The sequence below is a fragment of the Actinomycetospora sp. CA-084318 genome, from assembly GCF_050955885.1.
Lineage (GTDB): Bacteria > Actinomycetota > Actinomycetes > Mycobacteriales > Pseudonocardiaceae > Actinomycetospora.
Genome location: NZ_CP192098.1, coordinates 1,887,287 through 1,907,190 on the forward strand (window position 1 = coordinate 1,887,287; position 19,904 = coordinate 1,907,190).

The 19,904-nt window shown below is 73.4% G+C and carries 23 protein-coding genes; 9 read left to right on the forward strand and 14 right to left on the reverse strand.

The genetic code is table 11. The features are described from left to right. Position 1: 1 nt before the first annotated feature. Positions 2 to 439, reverse strand: a complete 438-nt coding sequence (locus ACQPYX_RS09265; RefSeq protein ID WP_433802608.1) for a Rieske 2Fe-2S domain-containing protein — start codon at positions 437 to 439, stop codon at positions 2 to 4. Next, positions 436 to 1,833 carry an alpha/beta hydrolase gene (locus ACQPYX_RS09270; protein WP_433802609.1) on the reverse strand — a complete coding sequence of 466 codons (1,398 nt, stop codon included), beginning with the start codon at positions 1,831 to 1,833 and terminating at the stop codon, positions 436 to 438. The genes ACQPYX_RS09265 and ACQPYX_RS09270 overlap by 4 nt, the downstream gene beginning before the upstream one ends. A 125-nt stretch (positions 1,834 to 1,958) precedes the next feature. On the opposite strand from ACQPYX_RS09270, the gene ACQPYX_RS09275 reads away from it, so the two are divergent. Next, on the forward strand, positions 1,959 to 2,627 hold the full coding sequence (locus tag ACQPYX_RS09275) for a hypothetical protein (protein ID WP_433802610.1): 669 nt from the start codon (positions 1,959 to 1,961) through the stop codon (positions 2,625 to 2,627). Here ACQPYX_RS09275 and ACQPYX_RS09280 read toward each other — a convergent pair whose 3' ends face one another. The 5 genes from ACQPYX_RS09280 to ACQPYX_RS09300 all read right to left on the reverse strand — a co-directional run bounded on the left by ACQPYX_RS09280 (position 2,628) and on the right by ACQPYX_RS09300 (position 5,597). Continuing rightward, on the reverse strand, positions 2,628 to 3,050 hold the full coding sequence (locus tag ACQPYX_RS09280) for a hypothetical protein (RefSeq protein ID WP_433802611.1): 423 nt from the start codon (positions 3,048 to 3,050) through the stop codon (positions 2,628 to 2,630). It abuts the gene before it with no gap. Between the two features lie 297 nt (positions 3,051 to 3,347). Further along, a complete protein-coding gene (locus tag ACQPYX_RS09285) occupies positions 3,348 to 3,971 on the reverse strand; it encodes a DUF3558 domain-containing protein (protein ID WP_433802612.1) in 624 nt (207 codons plus the stop codon). After that, positions 3,892 to 4,350 (reverse strand): hypothetical protein, encoded by a 459-nt coding sequence (locus ACQPYX_RS09290; RefSeq protein ID WP_433802613.1) that lies wholly within the window; start codon positions 4,348 to 4,350, stop codon positions 3,892 to 3,894. The genes ACQPYX_RS09285 and ACQPYX_RS09290 overlap by 80 nt, the downstream gene beginning before the upstream one ends. Positions 4,351 to 4,402: 52 nt before the next feature. Continuing rightward, entirely contained in the window at positions 4,403 to 5,212 is an 810-nt protein-coding gene (locus ACQPYX_RS09295) for an SMP-30/gluconolactonase/LRE family protein (RefSeq protein WP_433802614.1), read from the reverse strand. A 34-nt stretch (positions 5,213 to 5,246) separates the two neighbouring features. Next, positions 5,247 to 5,597, reverse strand: a complete 351-nt coding sequence (locus ACQPYX_RS09300) for an MmcQ/YjbR family DNA-binding protein (RefSeq protein WP_433802615.1) — start codon at positions 5,595 to 5,597, stop codon at positions 5,247 to 5,249. A 107-nt stretch (positions 5,598 to 5,704) separates the two neighbouring features. Between ACQPYX_RS09300 and ACQPYX_RS09305 the strand changes: the two genes are divergently transcribed. After that, on the forward strand, positions 5,705 to 6,085 hold the full coding sequence (locus tag ACQPYX_RS09305; protein ID WP_433802616.1) for a hypothetical protein: 381 nt from the start codon (positions 5,705 to 5,707) through the stop codon (positions 6,083 to 6,085). Positions 6,086 to 6,095: 10 nt separating this feature from the next. Here the strand turns inward: ACQPYX_RS09305 and ACQPYX_RS09310 are convergent, their stop codons facing one another. From ACQPYX_RS09310 to ACQPYX_RS09320, 3 genes are read right to left on the reverse strand one after another with little or no spacing between them, the layout of a single operon-like run. Then, entirely contained in the window at positions 6,096 to 6,746 is a 651-nt protein-coding gene (locus ACQPYX_RS09310) for a response regulator (RefSeq protein ID WP_433802617.1), read from the reverse strand. After that, entirely contained in the window at positions 6,746 to 7,537 is a 792-nt protein-coding gene (locus ACQPYX_RS09315) for a sensor histidine kinase (protein WP_433802618.1), read from the reverse strand. Before ACQPYX_RS09315 ends, ACQPYX_RS09310 begins: the two co-directional genes overlap by 1 nt. Further along, positions 7,438 to 8,061, reverse strand: a complete 624-nt coding sequence (locus ACQPYX_RS09320) for a sensor domain-containing protein (protein ID WP_433802619.1) — start codon at positions 8,059 to 8,061, stop codon at positions 7,438 to 7,440. The genes ACQPYX_RS09315 and ACQPYX_RS09320 overlap by 100 nt, the downstream gene beginning before the upstream one ends. A gap of 134 nt (positions 8,062 to 8,195) precedes the next feature. Between ACQPYX_RS09320 and ACQPYX_RS09325 the strand changes: the two genes are divergently transcribed. Beyond that, on the forward strand, positions 8,196 to 9,401 hold the full coding sequence (locus ACQPYX_RS09325; protein WP_433802620.1) for an alpha/beta hydrolase family protein: 1,206 nt from the start codon (positions 8,196 to 8,198) through the stop codon (positions 9,399 to 9,401). A 5-nt stretch (positions 9,402 to 9,406) separates the two neighbouring features. On the opposite strand, the gene ACQPYX_RS09330 is transcribed toward ACQPYX_RS09325, so the two are convergent. Then, a complete protein-coding gene (locus ACQPYX_RS09330) occupies positions 9,407 to 10,219 on the reverse strand; it encodes an ABC transporter permease (protein ID WP_433802621.1) in 813 nt (270 codons plus the stop codon). Beyond that, on the reverse strand, positions 10,216 to 11,169 hold the full coding sequence (locus tag ACQPYX_RS09335) for an ATP-binding cassette domain-containing protein (protein ID WP_433802622.1): 954 nt from the start codon (positions 11,167 to 11,169) through the stop codon (positions 10,216 to 10,218). The genes ACQPYX_RS09330 and ACQPYX_RS09335 overlap by 4 nt, the downstream gene beginning before the upstream one ends. 92 nt (positions 11,170 to 11,261) lie before the next feature. On the opposite strand from ACQPYX_RS09335, the gene ACQPYX_RS09340 reads away from it, so the two are divergent. The 3 genes from ACQPYX_RS09340 (at position 11,262) to ACQPYX_RS09350 (ending at position 15,528) form a co-directional block, all read left to right on the forward strand. Beyond that, positions 11,262 to 12,905, forward strand: coding sequence for a cation:proton antiporter (locus ACQPYX_RS09340; RefSeq protein WP_433803699.1), 1,644 nt, complete (start codon positions 11,262 to 11,264; stop codon positions 12,903 to 12,905). Between the two features lie 122 nt (positions 12,906 to 13,027). Then, a complete protein-coding gene (locus ACQPYX_RS09345) occupies positions 13,028 to 14,902 on the forward strand; it encodes a DHA2 family efflux MFS transporter permease subunit (protein WP_433802623.1) in 1,875 nt (624 codons plus the stop codon). Continuing rightward, the gene (locus tag ACQPYX_RS09350; protein WP_433802624.1) at positions 14,899 to 15,528 is read left to right on the forward strand and encodes a TetR family transcriptional regulator; all 630 of its coding nucleotides are present in this window, start codon (positions 14,899 to 14,901) and stop codon (positions 15,526 to 15,528) included. The genes ACQPYX_RS09345 and ACQPYX_RS09350 overlap by 4 nt, the downstream gene beginning before the upstream one ends. A gap of 25 nt (positions 15,529 to 15,553) precedes the next feature. Here the strand turns inward: ACQPYX_RS09350 and ACQPYX_RS09355 are convergent, their stop codons facing one another. After that, on the reverse strand, positions 15,554 to 16,549 hold the full coding sequence (locus ACQPYX_RS09355; protein ID WP_433802625.1) for an AraC family transcriptional regulator: 996 nt from the start codon (positions 16,547 to 16,549) through the stop codon (positions 15,554 to 15,556). 109 nt (positions 16,550 to 16,658) lie between these two features. On the opposite strand from ACQPYX_RS09355, the gene ACQPYX_RS09360 reads away from it, so the two are divergent. Further along, a complete protein-coding gene (locus ACQPYX_RS09360; RefSeq protein WP_433802626.1) occupies positions 16,659 to 16,850 on the forward strand; it encodes a hypothetical protein in 192 nt (63 codons plus the stop codon). After that, entirely contained in the window at positions 16,850 to 17,977 is a 1,128-nt protein-coding gene (locus tag ACQPYX_RS09365) for a zinc-binding dehydrogenase (RefSeq protein WP_433802627.1), read from the forward strand. The genes ACQPYX_RS09360 and ACQPYX_RS09365 overlap by 1 nt, the downstream gene beginning before the upstream one ends. A gap of 3 nt (positions 17,978 to 17,980) precedes the next feature. On the opposite strand, the gene ACQPYX_RS09370 is transcribed toward ACQPYX_RS09365, so the two are convergent. Continuing rightward, positions 17,981 to 18,298 carry a hypothetical protein gene (locus ACQPYX_RS09370; protein WP_433802628.1) on the reverse strand — a complete coding sequence of 106 codons (318 nt, stop codon included), beginning with the start codon at positions 18,296 to 18,298 and terminating at the stop codon, positions 17,981 to 17,983. Positions 18,299 to 18,481: 183 nt separating this feature from the next. Here ACQPYX_RS09370 and ACQPYX_RS09375 point away from each other — a divergent pair, with 183 nt between their 5' ends. Then, positions 18,482 to 19,828 carry an amidase gene (locus ACQPYX_RS09375; RefSeq protein ID WP_433802629.1) on the forward strand — a complete coding sequence of 449 codons (1,347 nt, stop codon included), beginning with the start codon at positions 18,482 to 18,484 and terminating at the stop codon, positions 19,826 to 19,828. The last annotated feature ends 76 nt before the right edge of the window (positions 19,829 to 19,904 follow it).

Consider the following 19,904-nt stretch of genomic DNA (forward strand, 5'->3'; position numbering starts at 1 on the left):
TCTAGGTCACGACGACGGACTGCCCCTGGATCTGCACCGGGATCGCGGGCAGGGGCCGGTCCGCCGGCCCCTGCTGCACGGCTCCGGTCGCGGCGTCGAACACCGACCCGTGACAGGGGCAGGCCAGCGTTGCCCCGGCGGGGGAGACGCTGCAGCCCTGGTGTGTGCAGATCGCGCTGTGCGCGACCACGGTGCCGGCGTTCGGCCGGACCAGGGCGACCGGTGCGCCGTTGGGGCTCGTCACCACGACGGTGCCGCCGACGGGCACCTGGTCCAGCGTGGCGAGCGGGCCGGGCGCCGGGACGGTGGGCGTCGTCTGGGGGCCACCGCACGCCGAGAGCGCCCCGAGCCCGACGACGGCCGCGCCGCACGCGAGGCAGCCCTGCAGGAGGGGACGACGCCCGAGCACGGGCGGGTCGGTCGGTTCCGGTCGGCTCATGATCGCACCGTAGGAGCACCCACCGCGGGCGGCAGTCCGAGGCGCTGGGCGAGCCACGGCAGGGCGGCGGCGAAGGCCGCGTGCGCGAACTGCCAGGTGTGTTTGCCCGGGCTGATGTGGACGCTGCAGGTGATGCCGCGCGCGGTCGCCTCGGCGCACAGCGTCTGGGCCTCCGTCGCCTGTTGTCCCTGCATCGCGGCGGGAGCCGGGTCGCTGTGCCCGCCCATGCCCGCGCGCGGATCGTCCGCGGTGGCCGGGTGGCGCCCCGGCTTCGTGGCGAGCCTGGTCGACGGGTTGTCCGCGAACCACCCGGCGGAGTCCGCGTAGGGCGCGTGGTGGGCGAGCACGGTCGTCGGATCGAACGCGGCCATCGCGGCGGCGTTCCCGCCGTAGAGCTCGGTGAGGGTCTGCTGGGCGCCGCCGGCGTTGGGGGCGAGGTCGCCCTGGATGTCCTCGAACGCGCTGAAGGCGTCGGGGCGGGTGACCCCGAGGTCGACCGCGCAGGTCCCGCCGGTGGACCAGCCGACGACGCCCCACTGCGCCGGCGACGCGCCCGCCCCGAAGTGGCTGACGACGTAGGGGCGCAGTTCGTCGACGAGGTGCGTGGCCGCGTTCCCGCGCGGCCCGTCGACGCACTCGCTGTCGTTGCGGAACGACCCGGTCGAGTCGGCGAACACGAGGATCGGCGCGAGCCCGCCGTGGGTCCGGGCGAAGGCGTCGGCGGTGGTGACCGCGTCGCCCGTGCGGATCCAGTCGCTGGGCGTGGCGAACTCGCCGCCGATCATCATCAGTGCCGGCAGCGTCGCCGGGTGGAGGCCGAACCACGCGGGCGGCAGGTAGACGTACTCGGTGCGGTGGGCGAAGTGGCTGACGTCGTCCGGGGTGGTGATCGGCACGACGACGCCGGTGGTCCGTGGGGTCGCGCGCATCGCGTCGAGGGACCCGGGAGGGGCCTCGTCGGGAAGAGGGGCCGCGGTGAGCTGGGCGTACGCCTCGGCGACCGTGGGGAAGTAGCCGACCCACTCGTTCGCCTGGACGCCGACGGACACGACGGCGAGCAGGAGAGCCACGAGGGCGGCACCGCGACGCCACCACCCTCTCCGGACGATGCCGGCGACGAGCAGGACCAGCGCCACGGCGACGACGCCCGCCCAGACCCAGAGGCCGACCGGCGGCGGATCGGCCTGCAGGTCCTGGTCCCGGAGCGACCACCACGTCCCGACGACCGCGACGGCGGCCGCCAGCACGGCGACGCCGACCGTCACGACGACCCGTCGCGAGCGGGCCCGACGCACCAGCCACAGCGCGACGAGCACGAGCAGCACGGCCGCGAGGGCCTGGATCGTGATCGGCAGCCACCCCTCGAGCAGGGAGACACCGGTGCGGCGGGACATGTCCGCCACGGTCGCGCCCGTCCCTGAGAGGGTCGCGACGACTGCGGGTGTCCTCCGTCGATCTTCAGCGGATCCACAGCTCGCGTCTCACGGAACGGCTACCGACGACGCGGAGAATCGTTGGCATGAGTCAACGACCGGGTGTGGCGCGGAGCGTCCGCGGAGCCCGATGGATCGTCGTGGTGGGGCTGGTGGTCGGTGCCGCGGTCGGGCTGTTCGCCGACCTGCACATGGACCACACGCCGGTGAGTTCGACGTCGCAGGTGCTGGTCTCCGACGGTCCGTTGGGGCTCCCGTCCGCCGACGCGGCCTCGACCGAGGACCAGTACATCGCGACGCGCATGGACACCTACGCCCAACTGGCCACCGACAACACGGTGCTCGCGCCGGCCGCCGCGGAGTTGGGCACGACGGTCGGGGCGTTGCAGCAGGTCGTGCGCGTGACGCCGGTGCCCGACACGACGGTGCTCTCGATCGCGGTCCGGGCGGCGACGCCGGCGGAGGCCGCGACGGCGGACGGGGTGGTCGACCGGGCGCTGTCGGCGGCGATCACCGCCGCGGAGACGGTCGGGACGGGACCGTCGCGGGTGGTCGTGAGCACCGTGTCGCCGCCGAACCTGCCCGACGCCCGGGTCGTGCCGCCGCTGGGTGTGGTGAGTGTGCTCGGTGCTCTCGCGGGTGCGGCTCTCGTGCTGCTCGGCGCCGCGTTGTGGGGCTCAGGCCTGGTGCAGCGGGCGTTCCGTCGCGTCGACTCGTTCGTGTTCGACGACCCGGCGGACACCGTCCGACCCTGATCAGGGCTCATCGGTCCCGGGTGCGCGCCAGATCGCGTCGTCGGGAAGGCGCTCGAGGAAGGCTCGCGTCAGGTCGAGCCACCGCCGGGCCGGGACGGCCGTCGCCTCCTCGAGCCGGACGCAGGCGTTCGGCAGGTCCCACTCGTCGTCGCGCAGTTGCGGCACGGCGAGTCCACGGGAGAAGACCCACTGCGCGATCGTGAGGGCGCGGCGGCCGGGGCTCGTGCGCATGGTGTCGTGAACGGCGGGATTCCGGCGGAGGGCGGGGTAGCGGGTCGCCCAGGGCCAGGTCTCGAGGGCGGTTCGGAGCGCGTCGTCGGCGGTGGCCGGGTCGAGTCCGGTGACGCCCACGACGAGGCACCCGACGGCGAGGCCTTCGCCCATCTCCGTCTGCTGGCGAGCTCGGGTGAGGGTGTGGGGCACGTGGTTCACGATGACGGACGACCGACCTCGCCGGGTGAGTCCCGCCTGGCTGAAGATCCCGTTGCGTCGACGGATCGGGATCTTCGAGCGGCTCGGGCTTCCGGGCGGGTTCGGGCCCGTCTCGCCGTGTCCAGTGGACTCGGTTCGACCATCGCGGTGGCGCCGGGCCGAGGTGGCCGCGTTGGGTTCAAGATCAAGTTGCGCCGCGCGATGTGATCGGTGAGCGAGCACATCGCTCGGCTGGTTGGGATCTTCATTGCTGTGGCAGGTGGCGGATAGCGTGGTCGGCCGTGGTGCTCAGCGCTGGGGCGGCAGCTTGCGGATCACCATGGCGGCGGCGGTCTCGGCGCGCTCGCACGGGTCGGGATCGCCCGGCTTGTACGTCCCGAGCCCCGTCCAGTCGGCTCGTAGGGCCTGCTCGGGTCCGAGGCCGATGGTGACGACGCAGTTGTTGTCCTCGATCTTGGTCATCTCTCGCACTGCGGGATAGCCGGCCACGATCACGGGGAGGAAAACGGGAAGCGCGCGAGCGCGGTAGGTGTCGGCCAGCAGGTCTCGATTCCGATCGACGGAGAGCGCGAGGATGTCGCCACCTTGTGAGGTCCACCGGCATTCGCTGTCCCCGAGAAAACTTCGCGACGATCCCTCACGGACGATGGCGAGAGTGCGACGTTCATCCCGCGTCAGCTGGCTGCATGGGTCCCCGTAGATACCAGTGACATCGAGGGGTCGATCGACCGTAGGCGCGCCGTTTCGTTCGACCGTCGGTTGCGAGGTGCGGGAGGGCCCTGGTTCAGAGCTGCAGCCAGCTAATCCGACCAGGACCGACAGCAGAACCGCACTATGCCAGGCTCCCACGATTCTCCTGCTCAGCGGACCGGTACGAGGCAAGCTCTGCCTCGAGGGCGCTGATGAGCTCACCCATCTTCGCTATCCCACCGTTGATCGCCTCGACCAAAGACCCGCGGCCGCCGGTTGCGATGCTCCCGAAGACGGTTGCGGCGTCTCGACTGACCTCGTCTCCCGTGCCGGGATCAATCTGCCCGAGCCGCAGCGCGTCCATGCGGACCCGCTGCAATTCGTCACGTGCGGCATAGAGCTCCTCGAGCACCCGAGGTGCCTGGGCGAGGTCGACCGAGAACGAGTCGCCCGCCGCGGCGACGGGCATGGACTGGCGGGGGACGACCTGGCCGGAGGTGAGGACGGTCGGATCGGCGGCCTGGAGCGGGCGCTCGGGCAACCACGGCGGCGGGCCCTGCGGGGGCTGCGAGTACAGCCCGGGCGGCACAGGGTCGGTCACGACCGACCACGCTAGCCGCCGGGACCCGACGCCCGGGGCGCTTTCGGAGGATTCAGACCCGGGGGACGTCGTCGAGATCGACGACGAAGACCCGCGAGGTCCGCCGGGCCAGGACCTCGGCAGCCTTCTCGATGCCCTCCCACTCGTTGCAGAGCAGGAACAGCTTCCCGCCGCCCACGGTGCAGGCGAAGCACGGCATGGGCGTCTCGATGCGGTGCGTGATCTCGCCGCCGTCGAGCACGCGGACCACCGCGCCGGCCGGGGCGGACGGGTCGCCGCTGTGGGCGAAGGTGTCGGCGGTCTGGGTCCAGATGCCGCCGTCGGCGTCGATCGCGATGCCGTCCGGCCCCAGCCCGTCGGCCCACGCCCGGCGGCCGGACAACGAGCCGTCATCGTGCAGGTCGAAGGCGGTGAGGCATCCACCGACGGACTCCGCGATCACCAGCGTCGACCCGTCGGGCGTCACGACCATCCCGTTCGGGAAGCGGATGTCGTCGGCGACCCGGCGCGACGAGCCGTCGGGGGACAGGACGTCGATCCACCCGGGCTCGGTGAACGAGAACCCGCCGTCGATCCCGTTGACGAAGATGTGCCCGCGCGGGTCGACGACGACCTCGTTGACCCCGCCCTCGCGCAGGACCTCGCCGTCGATGCGGACGGCGTCCCCGGTGGTGACGCGGCGCCCGTCGGGCAGCCAGTCGAAGGCCCAGCCCATCTGTTCCGGGCCGGGCGCGACCACCTCGGCCTTCCCGTCGAGGTCCACGGCGATCACCTCGCCGACACCCCAGTGCGCGAACCACAGGCGGCCGTCGTGCCACCGGGCGCCTTCCACCATGGCCAGGCCGTCGAGGAGCGTCTTCATGCCGGAAAACTAACAGGAAAGTCCTGAAAGACAACTAGGTAGCCCACGCGGCCGGTGCCTGGATGCGGTAGGAGTCCTGGAGCAGCTCCGCGAGCTCCTCCCAGTCGCTGTCCTCGTCGAGCAGCAGGCCGATCACGTTCGAGCCCCAGGAGACCGTGAAGTACGGCGGACCCATGTGGCCGAACGCGGCGACCTCGTCCGGCTCGCCGCGGAAGGTGATGCGGAACAGGCCGTCCTCGCCGCCGAAGACGTGCGCCACCGTGGCGCCGCGGACCTTCCACCGGGTGCCGACCCACGCGGGCTCCCGCGTCACGCCCTGCCAGGCGCGCAGCACGGCGTCGATCCGCTCGACGAACTCCTCGGGGACGTCCGGCCGCTCACCCACGCCGACACCCTGGCACGACACCCCGACAGCGTTGCGCCGGTCGCGGTGGAGGTACCGGCACTCGGCGGATGTTCCACGGGGACACCCAAGGGATAGCGTCCGATTCCATGACCGTCTCCACCGCCGTCGCGGAGCTGAACGCCGGCGAACGACTCCGCATCTGTGGTGAGCGGCTGGCGGTGGCGGTGATCGACCGCCTCGCGGGCGTCGCCGCCGACAAGGTGGACGACCTCTCCGACCAGCTCGAGAAGATGGCGTCCGGCGGCGGCCTCAAGCTGGGCGCGATCTTCGGCGCCGGCAATGCCCTGATGGCCGGGAAGAACCCGTTGTTCGGCGCGATGAAGGGCGCCTGGGGCGCGCTCGGCGTCGGGCCGAAGATCGCGATCATCGTCGGGCTCGTGCTGCTCGGCGTCCTGAGCCCGGTCGCGCTCCTGCTCCTGCTCGTCGGGCTGCTGGTCGCCGGGATCATCTCCGCGGTGAAGCGCTGAGGGGGCGGAGCTAGCGCCCGACGCCGAGCCAGGCGAGGACGGCCAGCACGCGTCGGTGATCGTCGTCGGACGACGCCTCGAGCCCGAGCTTGGCGAAGATCGACGAGATGTGCTTCTCGACCGTGCCGGCGCTGAGCCCGCGGTCCCGGGCGATCGCGGAGTTCGTCCGGCCCTCGGCGATCGCCGCGAGCACGTCGCGTTCCCGGGGCGTGAGGGCCGCCAGGGGGTCACGACGGTCGCGCTCGGCGAACAGGGCCGACACGACGTCGGGGTCCAGCACGACGCCGCCGACACACACCCGGGCGAGGGCGTCCGCGAGATCGTCCAGGCGGCTGACCCGGTCCTTGAGCAGGTAGCCGACCCCGCCTCCGTCGTCGAGCAGGTCCCGGGCGTAGGCGGTCTCGACGTACTGGGACAGCACGAGGATCCCGATGCCCGGTTGACGTCGCCGGAGCTCCAGGGCGGCGCGCAGACCCTCGTCGGTGAAGGTCGGGGGCATCCGGACGTCGACCACCACGACGTCGGGCCGGTGGGCGTCGACCGCGTCGACCAGGGCGGGCCCGTCGCCGACCGCGGCGACCACGGACGCGCCCAGCTCGTCGAGCAGCCGGACCAGCCCCTCGCGCAACAGCACCGAGTCCTCGGCCAGGGCCACCCGCATCAGCGCGACCGCTCCTCCCCGGGCTGCCCGACGCCGGCCAGCGGGACGTCCGCGGTGACGACGGTGGGCCCGCCGTCCGGGCTCGCCACGTCGAGTCTGCCCTCCACGGCCGCCAGCCGGTCGGCGAGGCCCGCGAGCCCGTGCCCCTTCCCGACGTGGGCGCCGCCGTGGCCGTCGTCGGCCACCTGCACGACGAGCCGATCGGCGTCGCGGGCGAGGACGACGTCGGCCCGCGTCGCTCCCGAGTGCTTGGCGACGTTGGTGAGCGCCTCGGTCACCACGAAGTAGGCCGTGTTCTCGACGGCGGCCGGCGGCCGCGGGGCGGCGGGGAGGTCGATCTCGACGGTCACCGGCACCGGACACCGGGCGGCGGCGGCGGAGATGGCCTCGGCCAGACCCCGGTCGGCGAGGATCGGCGGAGCGATGCCCCGCGACAGCGCGCGGATCTCGGCGAGAGCCTCCCGGTTCTGGGCGAGCGCCTCGTCGAGCAGGACGCGCGCCCGGGCCGGGTCGTCGTCGAGACGTCGACCGAGGGTCTCGAGATCCATGTCCAGGCGCACGAGGCGCTGCTGCGGGCCGTCGTGCAGATCGCGCTCGACCCGGCGCAGGGTGTTCGCCTCGGCGTCGACGGCCGCGCGCCGGGCGGTGGCGAGTTCCCCGGTCCGGGCCCGCAGTGCCGCGGTCTGGTTGGTCAGCAGCCCCCGGGCGAGGGCCGCTCGGACCGCCGTGAGCACCCGGGTGACCAGGGGAAAGGTGGCGAGGAGCAGGGCCCCGAGCACCGTCGTCGCCACGATGTCGGCGACCCGGGAACCGTTCCCGGTGACCAGGTCTCGTAGAGACCCTGGTAGCGGCCGTCGCGGGGGAGGGCCCACTCCCACGCGACGTACACCAGACCGCCGAGCCCACCCAGGCCCCACGACAGGGTGATCACCGCACCGCCGAGCAGGACCGGGAACCCGACGACGGCGTGCAGGAGATCGCGCCAGGCCTGCGGGTCGGTGAGCCGGGCCCGGAGGGCGGGGTGGCGGTCGGGGCTGGTCCGGTAGTGGTGCGGCGGCATCGCCCGACCGGTGGCCGTGGTGGTGGCCCGGCGCTCCAGCACGGCGAGGCCGCGGCAGGCGCGGAGGGTGAGCGCGAGGATCGGCAGGCCGATCCAGATGATCAGCGTGCTCACGCCGGCGGAGAGACCGATGACGGCCACGGTGAACGCTGCGACGCCCGCGGGCAGGCCGGCCAGCAGGTAGCCCGCCTCCCGGAGCCACCGTGGTGTCGTGGTCTCGAGGTGTGGTGCGGTCAGGACGGTCGTCTCGGTCATGGGACGAGCCTCGCGGCGACGCCGGGACCGGCCCAGCCGGTGGGCCCCGGGCTTCGCATGGGGGCAGGCCCCCACCCGGGGCGGGGGCCCACCGGCTGGTCGCGGGCATCCGACCCCGAGCACCGTCCGGCGGTATGACCTCCCGACTGCTCGTGCCGGTCCTCGCGGCCGCCGTCCTGCTCGGCGTGACCACGGCGTGCGCCCCGAAGGACCCGCCGGCGCCGTGCGCGCCCGGCGACCGCGGCCGGCTGCTGTCCGTGGCCCCGACGCACCACCTCGACCGGTCCCAGCTCTCCCAGGCCCTCGCCGGGGCCCATCTCACCGGCGGCGCGCTCCACGGGGTCGACGAGTACCAGGTCCGCTACTGCACCGTCGCCGCCGACGCGACGCCCACCGTGGCCAGTGGGCTGCTCGCCCTGCCGGACGACGAGCCCGGCGAGCGCCCGCTGGTCGTCTACGAGCACTCCACCGTGACCGCCGCCGGGAACGTGCCGTCCGCCCGTCCGAGCGGAGACGGACTGCTCGCCCCGCCCTACTTCGCGACGGCGGGGTTCGCCGTCGCCGCTCCCGACTACCTCGGGCTCGGCTCCTCGCCCGGCCCGCACCCGTTCATGCAGGCGTCGACGGAGGCCTCGGCGACCCTCGACCTGCTGCCGGCCGTCGAGCGCGCCGGCGTCGGGCTCGGGGTGGCGCTCTCCCACGACGTGCTGCTCACCGGGCACTCGCAGGGCGGCGCGGCGGCGATGGCGACCGGTGAGGCGATGCAGCAGCAGGGCGGCCCGTGGCGCCTGCGCGCCCTCGCCCCGATGGCCGGTCCGTACGACCTCGCGGGTGCCGAACTCCCCGCGATCACCGATCCGCGAGCCGTCGACCCCCACCGGGCGTCGGCCTACCTGGCGTACCTGCTGCTCGCCTGGGACCGGCTCTACCCTCTCGGACTCGATCCGCGGCAGATGTTCGCCGTGCCCGCCGCCGACGAGATCGCGCACCTCTTCGACGGTACGCACGACTTCACGCAGATCGCCGCCGCGCTCCCCGCCCCCCAGCAGCTCCTCGCGCCGGCGGCCCTCGCCCTGGTCGAGCACCCGACCGCGCCGTTCGCCGCCGCCCTCGAGGCCAACGAGGTGTGCCGGTGGAGGCCCGACGTGCCGGTCCGTCTGTACGCCGGACATGGTGACCGCGACGTCGTCTACGCGAACAGCACCTCCTGTCGGGACCAGCTCCGCGTCCGCGGTGGCGACGCCGTCGTCGAGGACATGGGCGGCGCGGACCACGTCGGCACGGCGATCGCGGCGCTCCCCGCGATCCGCACCTGGTTCGCCGAGCTCTCCCGGCCGTGACACGGCTACCGGCTCGCGGCCCGGCGGTACTGGGCGCTCGCGAGCGGGGCGAACACCGCGACGACCGCCACGGCCCAGATCAGCGTATACAGCTGCGGGTGCTGCAGCGACCAGGCCTGCGAGACGGTGGCGGCCGGGTTCGGGTCGGGGTTGCCGAACAGTACCCGCGCCGCCTGGGTCACCGCGGACACCGGGTTCCACTCGGCGAACACGCGCAGCGGGCCGGGCAGCGTGTCGAGCGGGACGAACGTGTTCGCCACGAACGTCAGCGGGAAGATCACGATGAACGAGGCGTTGTTGATGACCTCGGGGCTCGGGATCAGCAGGCCGAGCCACGCCATGATCCACGAGATCGCGTAGGCGAAGACCAGCAGCAGCACGAAGCCCCACAGCGCCTCGAGCGGGCCGGTGTTGATCCGCCAGCCGACCAGCAGGCCGGTGATCGACATGACGATCAGCACCAGCACGTTGTTCACGACGTCGGACAGCGTGCGGCCCGTGAGCACTGCGGAGGGCGCCATCGGCAGCGAGCGGAACCGGTCGATGATGCCCTTCTTCACGTCCTCCGCCAGGCCCGCGCCGGTGTTGGTCGCCCCGAACACCACGGTCTGCGCGAAGATCCCCGCGATGAGGAACTCGCGGTACGCCGCGCCGCCGCCGGTCGGGTCGATCGCGCCGCCGAACACGTAGGCGAACAGCAGCACGAACATGATCGGCGAGAGCGTGGTGAAGACCAGCAGGTCGGGCACCCGCTTGATCTTGATGAGGTTGCGCTTCGCGACGACGGCGGCGTCGTTCACGACGTCGAGCGTGCTCACGTCGCGTCCTCCTCGGTGGTGGAGCCGGTCAGGGTGAGGAACACGTCGTCGAGGGTGGGGCGGCGGACCCCCGCGTCGTCGACGTCGAGGCTCTCGGACTCCAGCAGGTCCAGCGCCTGCCGCAGCGCCTTCACCCCGCCCGACACCGGCATCGTCAGGGACCTCCGGTGCTCGTCGGTGACCGGCGGCGCGACCCCGAGCGGCGTGACGAGGCGGGCGACCTCGTCGAGCCGGGACTCGTCGCTGACCGTCAGCTCCAGGCGCTCGCCGCCGATCTGGGCCTTGAGCTGGTCGGCGGTGCCGCGGGCGATCGCGCGTCCGTGGTCGATGACGACGATGTCGTCGGCCAGGACGTCGGCCTCCTCCAGGTACTGCGTGGTGAGCAGCAGCGTGGTGCCCTCCGCGACGAGCCGCTGGATCACGCCCCACATCTCGGTGCGGCTGCGCGGGTCGAGCCCCGTGGTGGGCTCGTCGAGGAACAGCACCGGGGGAGCGGCGACGAGCGCCCCCGCCAGGTCGAGCCGCCGGCGCATGCCGCCGGAGTAGGTGCGGGCCGGCCGGTCGCCCGCGTCGGACAGGCTGAACTGCGCGAGCAACTCCCGCGCCCGCTCGCGGCTGCGGCGCCGCCCCAGGTGGTAGAGCCGGCCGATCATGTCGAGGTTCTCGAAGCCGGTGAGGTACTCGTCGACCGCCGCGTACTGGCCGGACAACCCCAGGCGCCGCCGCACCTCGCGCGGCTGGGCGAGCACGTCCACCCCGTCGATCGACGCCCGCCCGGCGTCGGGCTGCAGCAGCGTGGTGAGGATGCGGACGATCGTCGTCTTCCCGGCGCCGTTCGGGCCGAGCAGCCCGAGGACGGTGCCGCGCGGGACCTGGAGATCGACACCGTCGAGGGCGGTGACGCCGCCGTACCGCTTGACCAGCCCGGCGACCTCGATCGCCACGTCCATGAGAGCTCCCTGATGTCCGATTCGGCGGCAGCGTAGCGACGGGGTCCGACACCGTCCGCCGAGTTCCCTGCCAGGCTGCCCGCGTGACCGAGATGCTCGTCGTCCTGGTGGGCGGCTTCATCGTGATCGCGGTGGCGGCCGTCCTCGGTCCTCGTCTCGGGATCGCGGCCCCGCTCCTGCTCGTCGTCGTCGGGGTGGGCGCGAGCTTCCTCCCGCTCTTCGCGTCGGTGGAGATCGAGCCGGAGTGGATCCTCGAGGGCGTCCTGCCGCCGCTGCTCTACTCGTCCGCGGTCTCGATGCCCGCCATGAACTTCCGGCGCGAGTTCGGCGCCATCAGCGGGCTCTCGGTGGTCCTGGTCGTGGCCAGCTCGCTCGTGCTCGGGGTCTTCTTCGCCCTGGTCGTGCCGGGCCTCGGCTTCGCCTGGGGCGTCGCGCTCGGCGCGATCGTCAGCCCGACCGACGCGGTCGCCACCTCGATCATCAAGCGCACCCCGACGTCGAAGCGCGTCGTCGCGATGCTCGAGGGCGAGAGCCTGCTCAACGACGCGACCGCGCTCGTCGTCCTGCGCACGGCGATCGTCGCGACCGCTGCGGCCTTCTCCTTCTGGGGCGCGCTCGGGTCCTTCGCGTACTCGGTGGCCGTCGCGGTCGTCGTCGGGGGCGCCGTCGGGGTGCTCGCCCTGCAGGTCCGCAGGCGGGTGTCCGACCCGACCGTCAGCACCGTCGTCTCGTTCGCCGTGCCCTTCCTCGCCAGCGTGCCGGCCGAGCTGCTGGAGGCCTCCGGCCTGGTCGCCGCCGTCGTCGCGGGCCTCGTCACCGGGGTCCGCGCCCCGCGTGACCTCTCCGTGCGGAACCGCCTCTCGGACTCGCAGAACTGGCGCACCGTCGAACTCGTCCTCGAGGGCGCGGTCTTCCTGACGATGGGGTTGCAGATCCGCGCGATCGTCGAGTCCGTCGAGCGCGACCACGCCGGTGTCGGCACGGCCGTGCTCGTCGCGGTGGGCGCCCTCGTCCTGACGGTCCTCCTCCGCGCGGCCTACGTCGCGCCGCTGCTGAAGGTCCTCGCCCTCCGGTCCCGGCGTAGCGGGCAGTTGCGCGAGCGCATGCAGGAGATGCAGGACCGGATGACCACGGCGCAGGGGCAGCAGGAGGCCTTCGCCGAGGTCAACCACCGTCGTCGTGCTCCCTCGGGTCGCCAGCTCGAACGCTTCGCCTCCCGGGTGACCCAGGTCGTGGCCGACATCGACTACTTCCTGCGGCAGCCGCTCGGCCCGCGTGAGGGCGCGACGGTGGTGTGGGCCGGGATGCGCGGCGCGGTCACCGTGGCCGCGGCGCAGACCCTGCCGGAGTCGACACCGCAGCGGTCGGTCCTCGTGCTCGTCGCCTTCACGGTCGCGACGCTGTCGCTGCTGGTGCAGGGCGGGACCATCGGCCCCCTGGTCCGACGCCTCGCGCCGTCGGACCCCGGCGCGACCGACGAGCAGGCGCAGGCCGACCGTGTGCGGCTCCTCGAGCTCATGCGGCACGCGGGGGACGAGCTGCCCGAGCCCGTCCCGGACGCGGACGGGTCCCGGCAGGCGCAGATCCGGTGGCGGCTCGCCGTCCTGGAGGCGCAGCGCACGGCGCTGCTCGACGCCCGCGACCACGGCACCTTCGACGCGGACGTCCTCGAGGACGCCCTCGCCGACCTGGACGCCGCGCAGATCGCGATCGAGCTCCGGGACCGCTCCGCCTGAAACCACTGCGCAGTGTGCACGACAGCACAACGCGCAAACTTGCACGCTATGCAGAGATGCGTAGTGTGAAGGACGGCGCCACGGGCAGGCCGTGGCGACTCCTCTCGCAAAGGCCGGACCCCATGACCACCGCCGCACCCGCGCGCACCAGCCGCCGCGCCGTGCTCATCCCGCTCTCGGGCCTGCTGATGGCCCTGTTCGTCGCGATCCTCAGCTCGACGATCGTGTCCAACGCCCTGCCGCGGATCATCGGCGACCTGGGCGGCACCCAGGCGCAGTACACCTGGGTGGTCACCGCGTCCCTGCTGGCGATGACCGCGTCCACCCCGATCTGGGGCAAGCTCGCCGACCTGTTCTCCAAGAAGCTGCTGGTCCAGCTCGCGATCGGCGTCTTCATCGTCGGCTCGATGCTGGCCGGCCTCTCGACCTCGACGCCGGAGCTGATCGGCTTCCGCGTCCTGCAGGGCCTCGGCATGGGTGGGCTGACCGCGCTCGCGCAGGTCGTGATCGCCGCGATCATCCCGCCGCGCGAGCGCGGTCGGTACTCCGGCTACCTCGGCGCGATCATGGCCGTGGCGACCGTCGGCGGCCCGCTCATCGGCGGCGTCATCGTCGACACCATCGGCTGGCGCTGGTGCTTCTACGTCACCGTGCCGATCGCCGTCATCGCCCTCGTCGTGCTCCAGCGGACCCTGACGGTGCCCACCGAGAAGCGCGAGGTGCACATCGACTACCTCGGCGCGCTGCTCGTCGCCGGCGGCGTCTCCGCCCTGCTCGTCTGGGTCTCGCTCGGCGGCAAGAACTTCGCCTGGATCTCCTGGGCCTCGCTCGTGTGGCTCGCCGTCGGGGTCGTCGCGCTGGTGCTCGCCGTCGTCGTCGAGAACCGCGCGAAGGAGCCGGTCGTCCCGCTGCAGCTCTTCCGCAACCGCACCGTCGCCCTCGCCACCGTCGCCGCGCTCTTCGTCGGCGTCGCGATGTTCGGCTCGTCGGTGTACCTCTCGCAGTTCTTCCAGCTCTCGCGCGGCGCCTCGGCCACCGAGGCCGGGCTGCTGACCCTGCCGATGATCGCCGGGCTGTTCCTCGCCTCGACGATCGTCGGGCAGCTCATCTCGCGGACCGGCAAGTGGAAGGGCTTCCTGGTCGGCGGCGGGATCTCGCTGGTCGCCGGGCTGCTCATGCAGGGCCTGGTGATGGGCGCGGACACCCCGTACTGGGAGCTCGCCGTCGCGATGGTGCTGGTCGGCGTCGGCGTCGGGTTCACGCAGCAGAACCTCGTGCTCGCCGTCCAGAACCAGGTCGCCCTGCGCGACATGGGTGCCGCCAGCTCGACCGTCGCCTTCTTCCGCTCGCTCGGTGGTGCCGCCGGCGTCGCCGCGCTCGGGGCCCTGCTCTCCGGGCACGTCTCCTCGGCGATCACCTCCGGGCTCGCCGCCGCCGGCATCCCGGCCTCGGCGACGTCGTCGTCGAGCGGTCAGATCCCGAACGTCGCGAACCTGCCCGAGCCGATCCGCGGCATCGTCGAGAACGCCTACGGCGACTCGGTGGCGCTGCTGTTCCTCGTCGCGGCCCCGCTGGCCCTCATCGCACTGATCGCGATCGTGTTCCTGCGTGAGGTCCCGCTGCGGGAGACCATCGACATCGAGGCCGTTCCCGACGACGACGACGACGCCCGGCCCGAGCCGGAGCCGGTCTCGCTGGTCGAGGGCGCCGTCCGCGACGGTGACCGCCCCGCCGCCGGCGCGGTGCTCACCCTGATCGACCGCACCGGCCGTCAGCTGGCCCGCGCCACCGCCGACGACGAGGGCCGCTACCGACTCCCGGTCGACGACGAGGTCGCGCCGCACCTGCTCATCGCGCAGTACCGCGGGACCCCGCACGTCGAGATGCTCGGCGGCACGGTCGGTCGCCAGCGCCGCGACCTGCAGCTCGGCGCGGAGGCGACCGGGCGGCACGCGCTCGACGCGAGCACGGAGGTCATGTCGGCGGTGACACGATGACCACCGTGGAGCTCGGTCGTCGGGAGCGGAAGAAGCTGGCCACGCGGGCGGCGCTGAGCGAGGCCGCCGTCGGGCTGTCGCTCGAGCACGGCCTCGAGCACGTGACGATCGAGCAGATCGCCGACGCCGCCGACGTCTCGATGCGCACCTTCTTCAACTACTTCTCCAGCAAGGAGGAGGCCGTCGTCGCGGGGGACAGCGCCCGCGGCGACGCGCTGGTGGAGCTGGTGCGCGAGCGCCCCGCGTCGGAGAGCGTGCTGACCGCGCTGCGCACGGCCGTCGTCGAGCACGTCGACGAGCTCGCCGGCGACGACCAGCTCGACGCGCTGCGCATGATGCGCCGCACGCCGTCGCTGCTGCCGCACCAGCTGGCGGCCTACGCCGCCCGGGAGCGCGAGCTCGCCGTCGTCATCGCGGAGCGGCTCGGGGAGGTCGTTCCCGACGAGGGCTCGACCGAGGGGATCGAGGTCGGGCTGCGGCCCGCGCTGGTCGCCGCGACGGTGATGGCGGGCGTCCGGGTGGCCATGCAGCGCTGGACCGACGGCGGCACGCGCGACCGCGACGTCCTGCGGGCGAGCCTCGGGGCGATGTTCGACCAGCTCGCGGCGGGGTTCGGCGAGCGGTAGGGAGCTCGGACCGGCAGCGCGTCGCCTAGGCCGGACGTCCCTGGCGCAGGCGCTGCGGCGGGACGCCGAACCACCGCCGGCAGGCCCGCGAGAGCGTGCTCTGCTCGGTGTAGCCGAGCATCGTCGCGATCTGCGGGAACGTCCGGTCGGACCAGCAGACGTACTGCTCGGCGCGGTCCCGGCGCACCCCGTCGAGCACGGACTCGAACGTGGTCGCCTCGTCGCGCAGCCGGCGCTGCAGCGTGCGGGGGTGCAGCCCGAGGTGCTGGGCGACGGTCGCGATCGTGGCCTGACCGGTGGGCAGCAGGCGGTCGACGAGCTCGTGGACGTGCGTGTGCAGGTCCGCCCCGACCGGCACCGCGGTCGTCTCCAGGTAGCGCTCGGCGAGGCGGCGGACCTCCGGGTCGTCGCCGCGGCGCGGGCGCTCGAGCTGCGCCTGGTCGATGTCGAAGCCGCACACCGCGGCGTCGAAGGTGACCGGGCAGTCGAAGAAGGCGTGGTAGACGGCCGGTGGGGCGACGGCCGGGTGGGGGAGCAGGGCCCGGCGGGGCCGGAAGTCGTCGCCGAGCAGGATGCGGAAGAGGTCGAGCGACACCCCGAGCGAGAGCTCGAGGACCTGGACCCGCTCCGGCACCCGGGCCGCGACGATCGTGAACGTGTAGCGCGACCGGCCGTCGTCGAGCGGGTGCAGGTCGACCTCGAAGGCCGTCGAGTAGAACTGCGTGTACCGGTTGAGCCCGACCATCGCGTCGGCGGCCGTGGGGGCGTGGCGCGCGATCATCGCGACCGCGCCGAGGATCTCGATGCCCTGGTACTGCGCCAGTCGCAGCCCGAAGTCGGGGCACCGCAGCGTCCGGGAGGCGTTCTCGACGAGGTGCGCGAGCGACCGGTAGGGCAGGTACGCCTCGCGGTCCGCGGCCAGGTCGGGACGTAGGCCGGCCTCGAGCATGAGCGGCGCGGGGTCGGCACCGAGCTCGGTGACGAGGGTGTCGAACCCCTGCAGCGAGGCCGATCGGATCAACGCGTCCATTGTCGTGGAGAGTCAAAGACCTGTCGCGCGGAGTCAAGCCTGCAGCGTCCCCAGCTGGTTGTCTCGATCACACCACCACGTCCTCATCGAGGAGAACGAGATGCCGAAGAGCACGGGCCCGGTCGAGCTGAAGACCACGTCGGGGTCGGTCCTGCCGATCGTCGCGCTGCCGCAGCAGGCGCTGCTGGCCGTCAACGAGCACGACATCGAGCTGGTGGACGCCCTGGCGACGCAGCCGCCGAACTACATCGAGGCCGGCTTCACCGAGGCCACTCCCGTGGGGCAGGGCTGATGCGCAGCGTCCTCATGCAGGACCGCGAGGTCCGGGTCGCCGAGGTCCCCGACCCGGAGCCCGGCCCCGGCGAGGTCGTCGTCGACGTCCTCGCCTGCGGGGTGTGCGGCTCGGACCTGCACTGCGCCCGCCACGGGGCGGACTTCAACGCCGCCACCCGCAACGCGCTCGGCGTCGAGCTCATGGACCTCTCGCGTCCGGTGAGCTTCGGCCACGAGTTCGTCGGCGCGATCTCCGAGTACGGCGCGTGCACCCAGCAGACGCTTCCGGTCGGCACCCGCGTGGTTTCCATGGCCGCCCTGCTGCGCGAGACCCCGGCGTTCGTGGGGTTCTGCGGCCCGGAGGTCCCCGGCGGCTACTCGGAGCGGATGCTCCTCTCCGAGCCGCTGCTCATGCCGGTGCCCGACCACGTCGACACCGCGATCGCGGCGCTCACCGAGCCGCTCGCGGTGGCGTCCCGGGCGGTGGCGAAGGCGCAGCTCGGTCCCGACGACGTCGCGCTCGTCGTCGGGTGCGGCCCCATCGGTCTCGCGGTGCTCGCCGTGCTGAGGAGCCGGGGCGTGCACCCGATCGTCGCCGCGGACTACTCGGCCGCGCGGCGGGAACTGGCCGGGCGGATGGGCGCCGACGTGGTCGTCGACCCGGCGCAGACCTCGCCCTACACGGCGTGGGCCGAGGTCGCCGCGACCGACGACCCGGAGCGGATGACCGAGCCGACCGCCGTACTCGGGCAGCTCCCGCTGCGGCCCACCGTCGCCTTCGAGTGCGTCGGCGTGCCGGGGATGATCCAGGAGGTGATCGCCGGCGCGCCGCCCGCCTCGCGGATCGTCGTCGCCGGGCTCTGCATGAACACCGACTCGTTCTCCCCGACGGAGGCGGTGCTCAAGGAGATCGACGTCCGGTTCTCGCTGATGTACTCGCCGGACCAGTTCTTCGCCGTGTTCGACGAACTCTGCGCCGGGAGGCTGGACGTGGCCCCGATGATCAGCGGACACGTCTCGCTCGACGAGGTGCCGGAGACGTTCGCGCGGCTCTCGACGCCGACGGACGCGAAAATCCTGGTCGACCCGTCGCGGCCCGCGCCGGCCGGGGTCCGGGCGGCCGTGGACGTGACGGCCGGGGTCTGACCGTCAGGACGGGGCGCTCGTCGCCGCCCGGAGCCCGGCGCCGTCGAGGACGAGGTGGTCCTGCCCGTGCTCGCGCACGAGCAGGGCCTCCTCGATCTGCGCGAGCAGGGACTGGAGCCGGGCTGCCTCGTGGTCGTCGTCGGCGGGGGCGCCGAGGTGCTCGGTGAGGCTCGCGGCGTCGACGTGCAGGTGCACCGGAGGAGCGATCGGCTCGCCGTCGAGGGCGGCCAGGGCGAGACCCGGGGCGTCGGAGCCGATGGCCAGGTCGGCGCGGAAGCCGAGCGCGGAGCGGAAGCGGTCGAAGCGTTCCTGGGGGTTCACGGTTACCTCCCGGTCGACGAGCCCCCGATGGTCCGCAGGTACCCCGGGGTACGCCACGACGGCCGGGTGTGACGTGGCGCTGCGGGCCCGTGACGTCTCCGACGATGTGGCGTTGCTGTCACTGGACGCCAGTGACGACGCTTCGCTGCCAGCCGGAGGAGCCACGTCGGAGGAGAGGGGACCGTGCCCGACGACGCCCTGGGCGACGACGACGTCACCGGCCTCGTGGCACGGCTGCGCCGCCGGGAGGTCTCGCCGACGGAGCTGCGCACGGCCGTCGCGGAACGGCTCGCCGCGGTCGATCCGACGGTCCGCGGCCTCGGGCTCGACCGGACCGACGCCCCGGTCGCCGGGCGTGCCGACGCGCCGCTCGCCGGGGTGCCGACGCTGGTCAAGGAGAACACCGACGTCGCGGGGTGGCCGACGACGAACGGGTCGGCCGCCTACGAGCCGCGGCCCGCCCGGGCGCACGCCGCGGTGACGGAGCAGCTGCTCGCCGCCGGGCTGGACCTGGTCGGCACCAGCCGCATGCCGGAGTTCGGACTCAACGCGACGACCGAGTTCGTCGACGCCGAGCCCACCCGCAACCCGCACGATCCCGCCCACTCCGCCGGTGCCTCGTCCGGCGGCGCCGCGGCCCTCGTCGCGGCCGGAGCCGTGCCCCTCGCGCACGCCAACGACGGCGGGGGGTCGATCCGCATCCCCGCCGCCGCGTGCGGGCTCGTCGGGCTGAAGCCGGGCCGCGGCCGCCTCGCGCGCAGCGCCCACGGCGCGCTGATGCCGATCGACCTGGTCGCCGACGGGGTGGTCACCCGCACCGTCCGGGACACCGCGCTCGCGTTCGCGGCGATGAGCGGCGAGCCCCGCGTCGAGGGACCGGGACGACGGCTGCGCGTCGGGGTGGTGCTGCACAGCCCGGCCGGGGGTGAGGTCGACACCGCGACGCGTGTCGCGGTGCAGCGGGCCGCCACCGCGCTCGAGTCCGCCGGCCACCGGGTCGAGCCGCACGCACCCGCCGTCGGGACGGCCTTCGTCGACGACTTCCTCGTCTACTGGGGCCTGCTCGCGTTCTCGGTCACCGCGGGCGGACGGGCGGCGTTCGGGCCGAGCTTCGACCGGTCCCGGCTGGACCCGCTCACGCGCGGCCTCGCCCGCCACTTCGCGACGACGGCTCCGCGTCGCCCCGGGTTCCTCCGGCGGCTGCGGGCCCTGGCCTACGCGGAGGAGTTCACGCACCACGACGTGCTGCTCTCGCCCGTGCTCGCGCACCGCACCCCGCGCCTCGGGTGGCTGCATCCGGCCGTGCCGTTCGACGAGCTGGCGCAGCGCCTGGTCCGCTACGTGGGGTTCACCCCGCTGCAGAACGTCGCGGGCGCCCCGGCGGTCGCGGTGCCCGCGGGACGGGCCGGGACGCTGCCGGTCGGCGTGCAGCTGGCGGGGCGGCGGGGCGACGAGCGGACCCTGCTGGAGGTGGCGTTCGAGCTGGAAGCGGCCGCGCAGGACTGGGGCGCACGGGCCCCGACGCCCTAGGCTGTACCCCTCCGAACGGTGGGGCGCGGAGCTCGGGGGGAGCGACGGCGTGGTGCCTGAATGGCCGAGCATTCGT

What these genes read in the sequence shown, in the direction of transcription:
- ACQPYX_RS09265 (WP_433802608.1), bottom strand. Translation starts at nt 439, where the DNA reads ATGAGCCGACCGGAACCGACCGACCCGCCCGTGCTCGGGCGTCGTCCC.
- ACQPYX_RS09270 (WP_433802609.1), bottom strand. Translation starts at nt 1,833, where the DNA reads ATGTCCCGCCGCACCGGTGTCTCCCTGCTCGAGGGGTGGCTGCCGATC.
- ACQPYX_RS09275 (WP_433802610.1), top strand. Translation starts at nt 1,959, where the DNA reads ATGAGTCAACGACCGGGTGTGGCGCGGAGCGTCCGCGGAGCCCGATGG.
- ACQPYX_RS09295 (WP_433802614.1), bottom strand. Translation starts at nt 5,212, where the DNA reads ATGAAGACGCTCCTCGACGGCCTGGCCATGGTGGAAGGCGCCCGGTGG.
- ACQPYX_RS09305 (WP_433802616.1), top strand. Translation starts at nt 5,705, where the DNA reads ATGACCGTCTCCACCGCCGTCGCGGAGCTGAACGCCGGCGAACGACTC.
- ACQPYX_RS09310 (WP_433802617.1), bottom strand. Translation starts at nt 6,746, where the DNA reads ATGCGGGTGGCCCTGGCCGAGGACTCGGTGCTGTTGCGCGAGGGGCTG.
- ACQPYX_RS09320 (WP_433802619.1), bottom strand. Translation starts at nt 8,061, where the DNA reads ATGACCGAGACGACCGTCCTGACCGCACCACACCTCGAGACCACGACA.
- ACQPYX_RS09325 (WP_433802620.1), top strand. Translation starts at nt 8,196, where the DNA reads ATGACCTCCCGACTGCTCGTGCCGGTCCTCGCGGCCGCCGTCCTGCTC.
- ACQPYX_RS09335 (WP_433802622.1), bottom strand. Translation starts at nt 11,169, where the DNA reads ATGGACGTGGCGATCGAGGTCGCCGGGCTGGTCAAGCGGTACGGCGGC.
- ACQPYX_RS09340 (WP_433803699.1), top strand. Translation starts at nt 11,262, where the DNA reads ATGCTCGTCGTCCTGGTGGGCGGCTTCATCGTGATCGCGGTGGCGGCC.
- ACQPYX_RS09345 (WP_433802623.1), top strand. Translation starts at nt 13,028, where the DNA reads ATGACCACCGCCGCACCCGCGCGCACCAGCCGCCGCGCCGTGCTCATC.
- ACQPYX_RS09350 (WP_433802624.1), top strand. Translation starts at nt 14,899, where the DNA reads ATGACCACCGTGGAGCTCGGTCGTCGGGAGCGGAAGAAGCTGGCCACG.
- ACQPYX_RS09360 (WP_433802626.1), top strand. Translation starts at nt 16,659, where the DNA reads ATGCCGAAGAGCACGGGCCCGGTCGAGCTGAAGACCACGTCGGGGTCG.
- ACQPYX_RS09365 (WP_433802627.1), top strand. Translation starts at nt 16,850, where the DNA reads ATGCGCAGCGTCCTCATGCAGGACCGCGAGGTCCGGGTCGCCGAGGTC.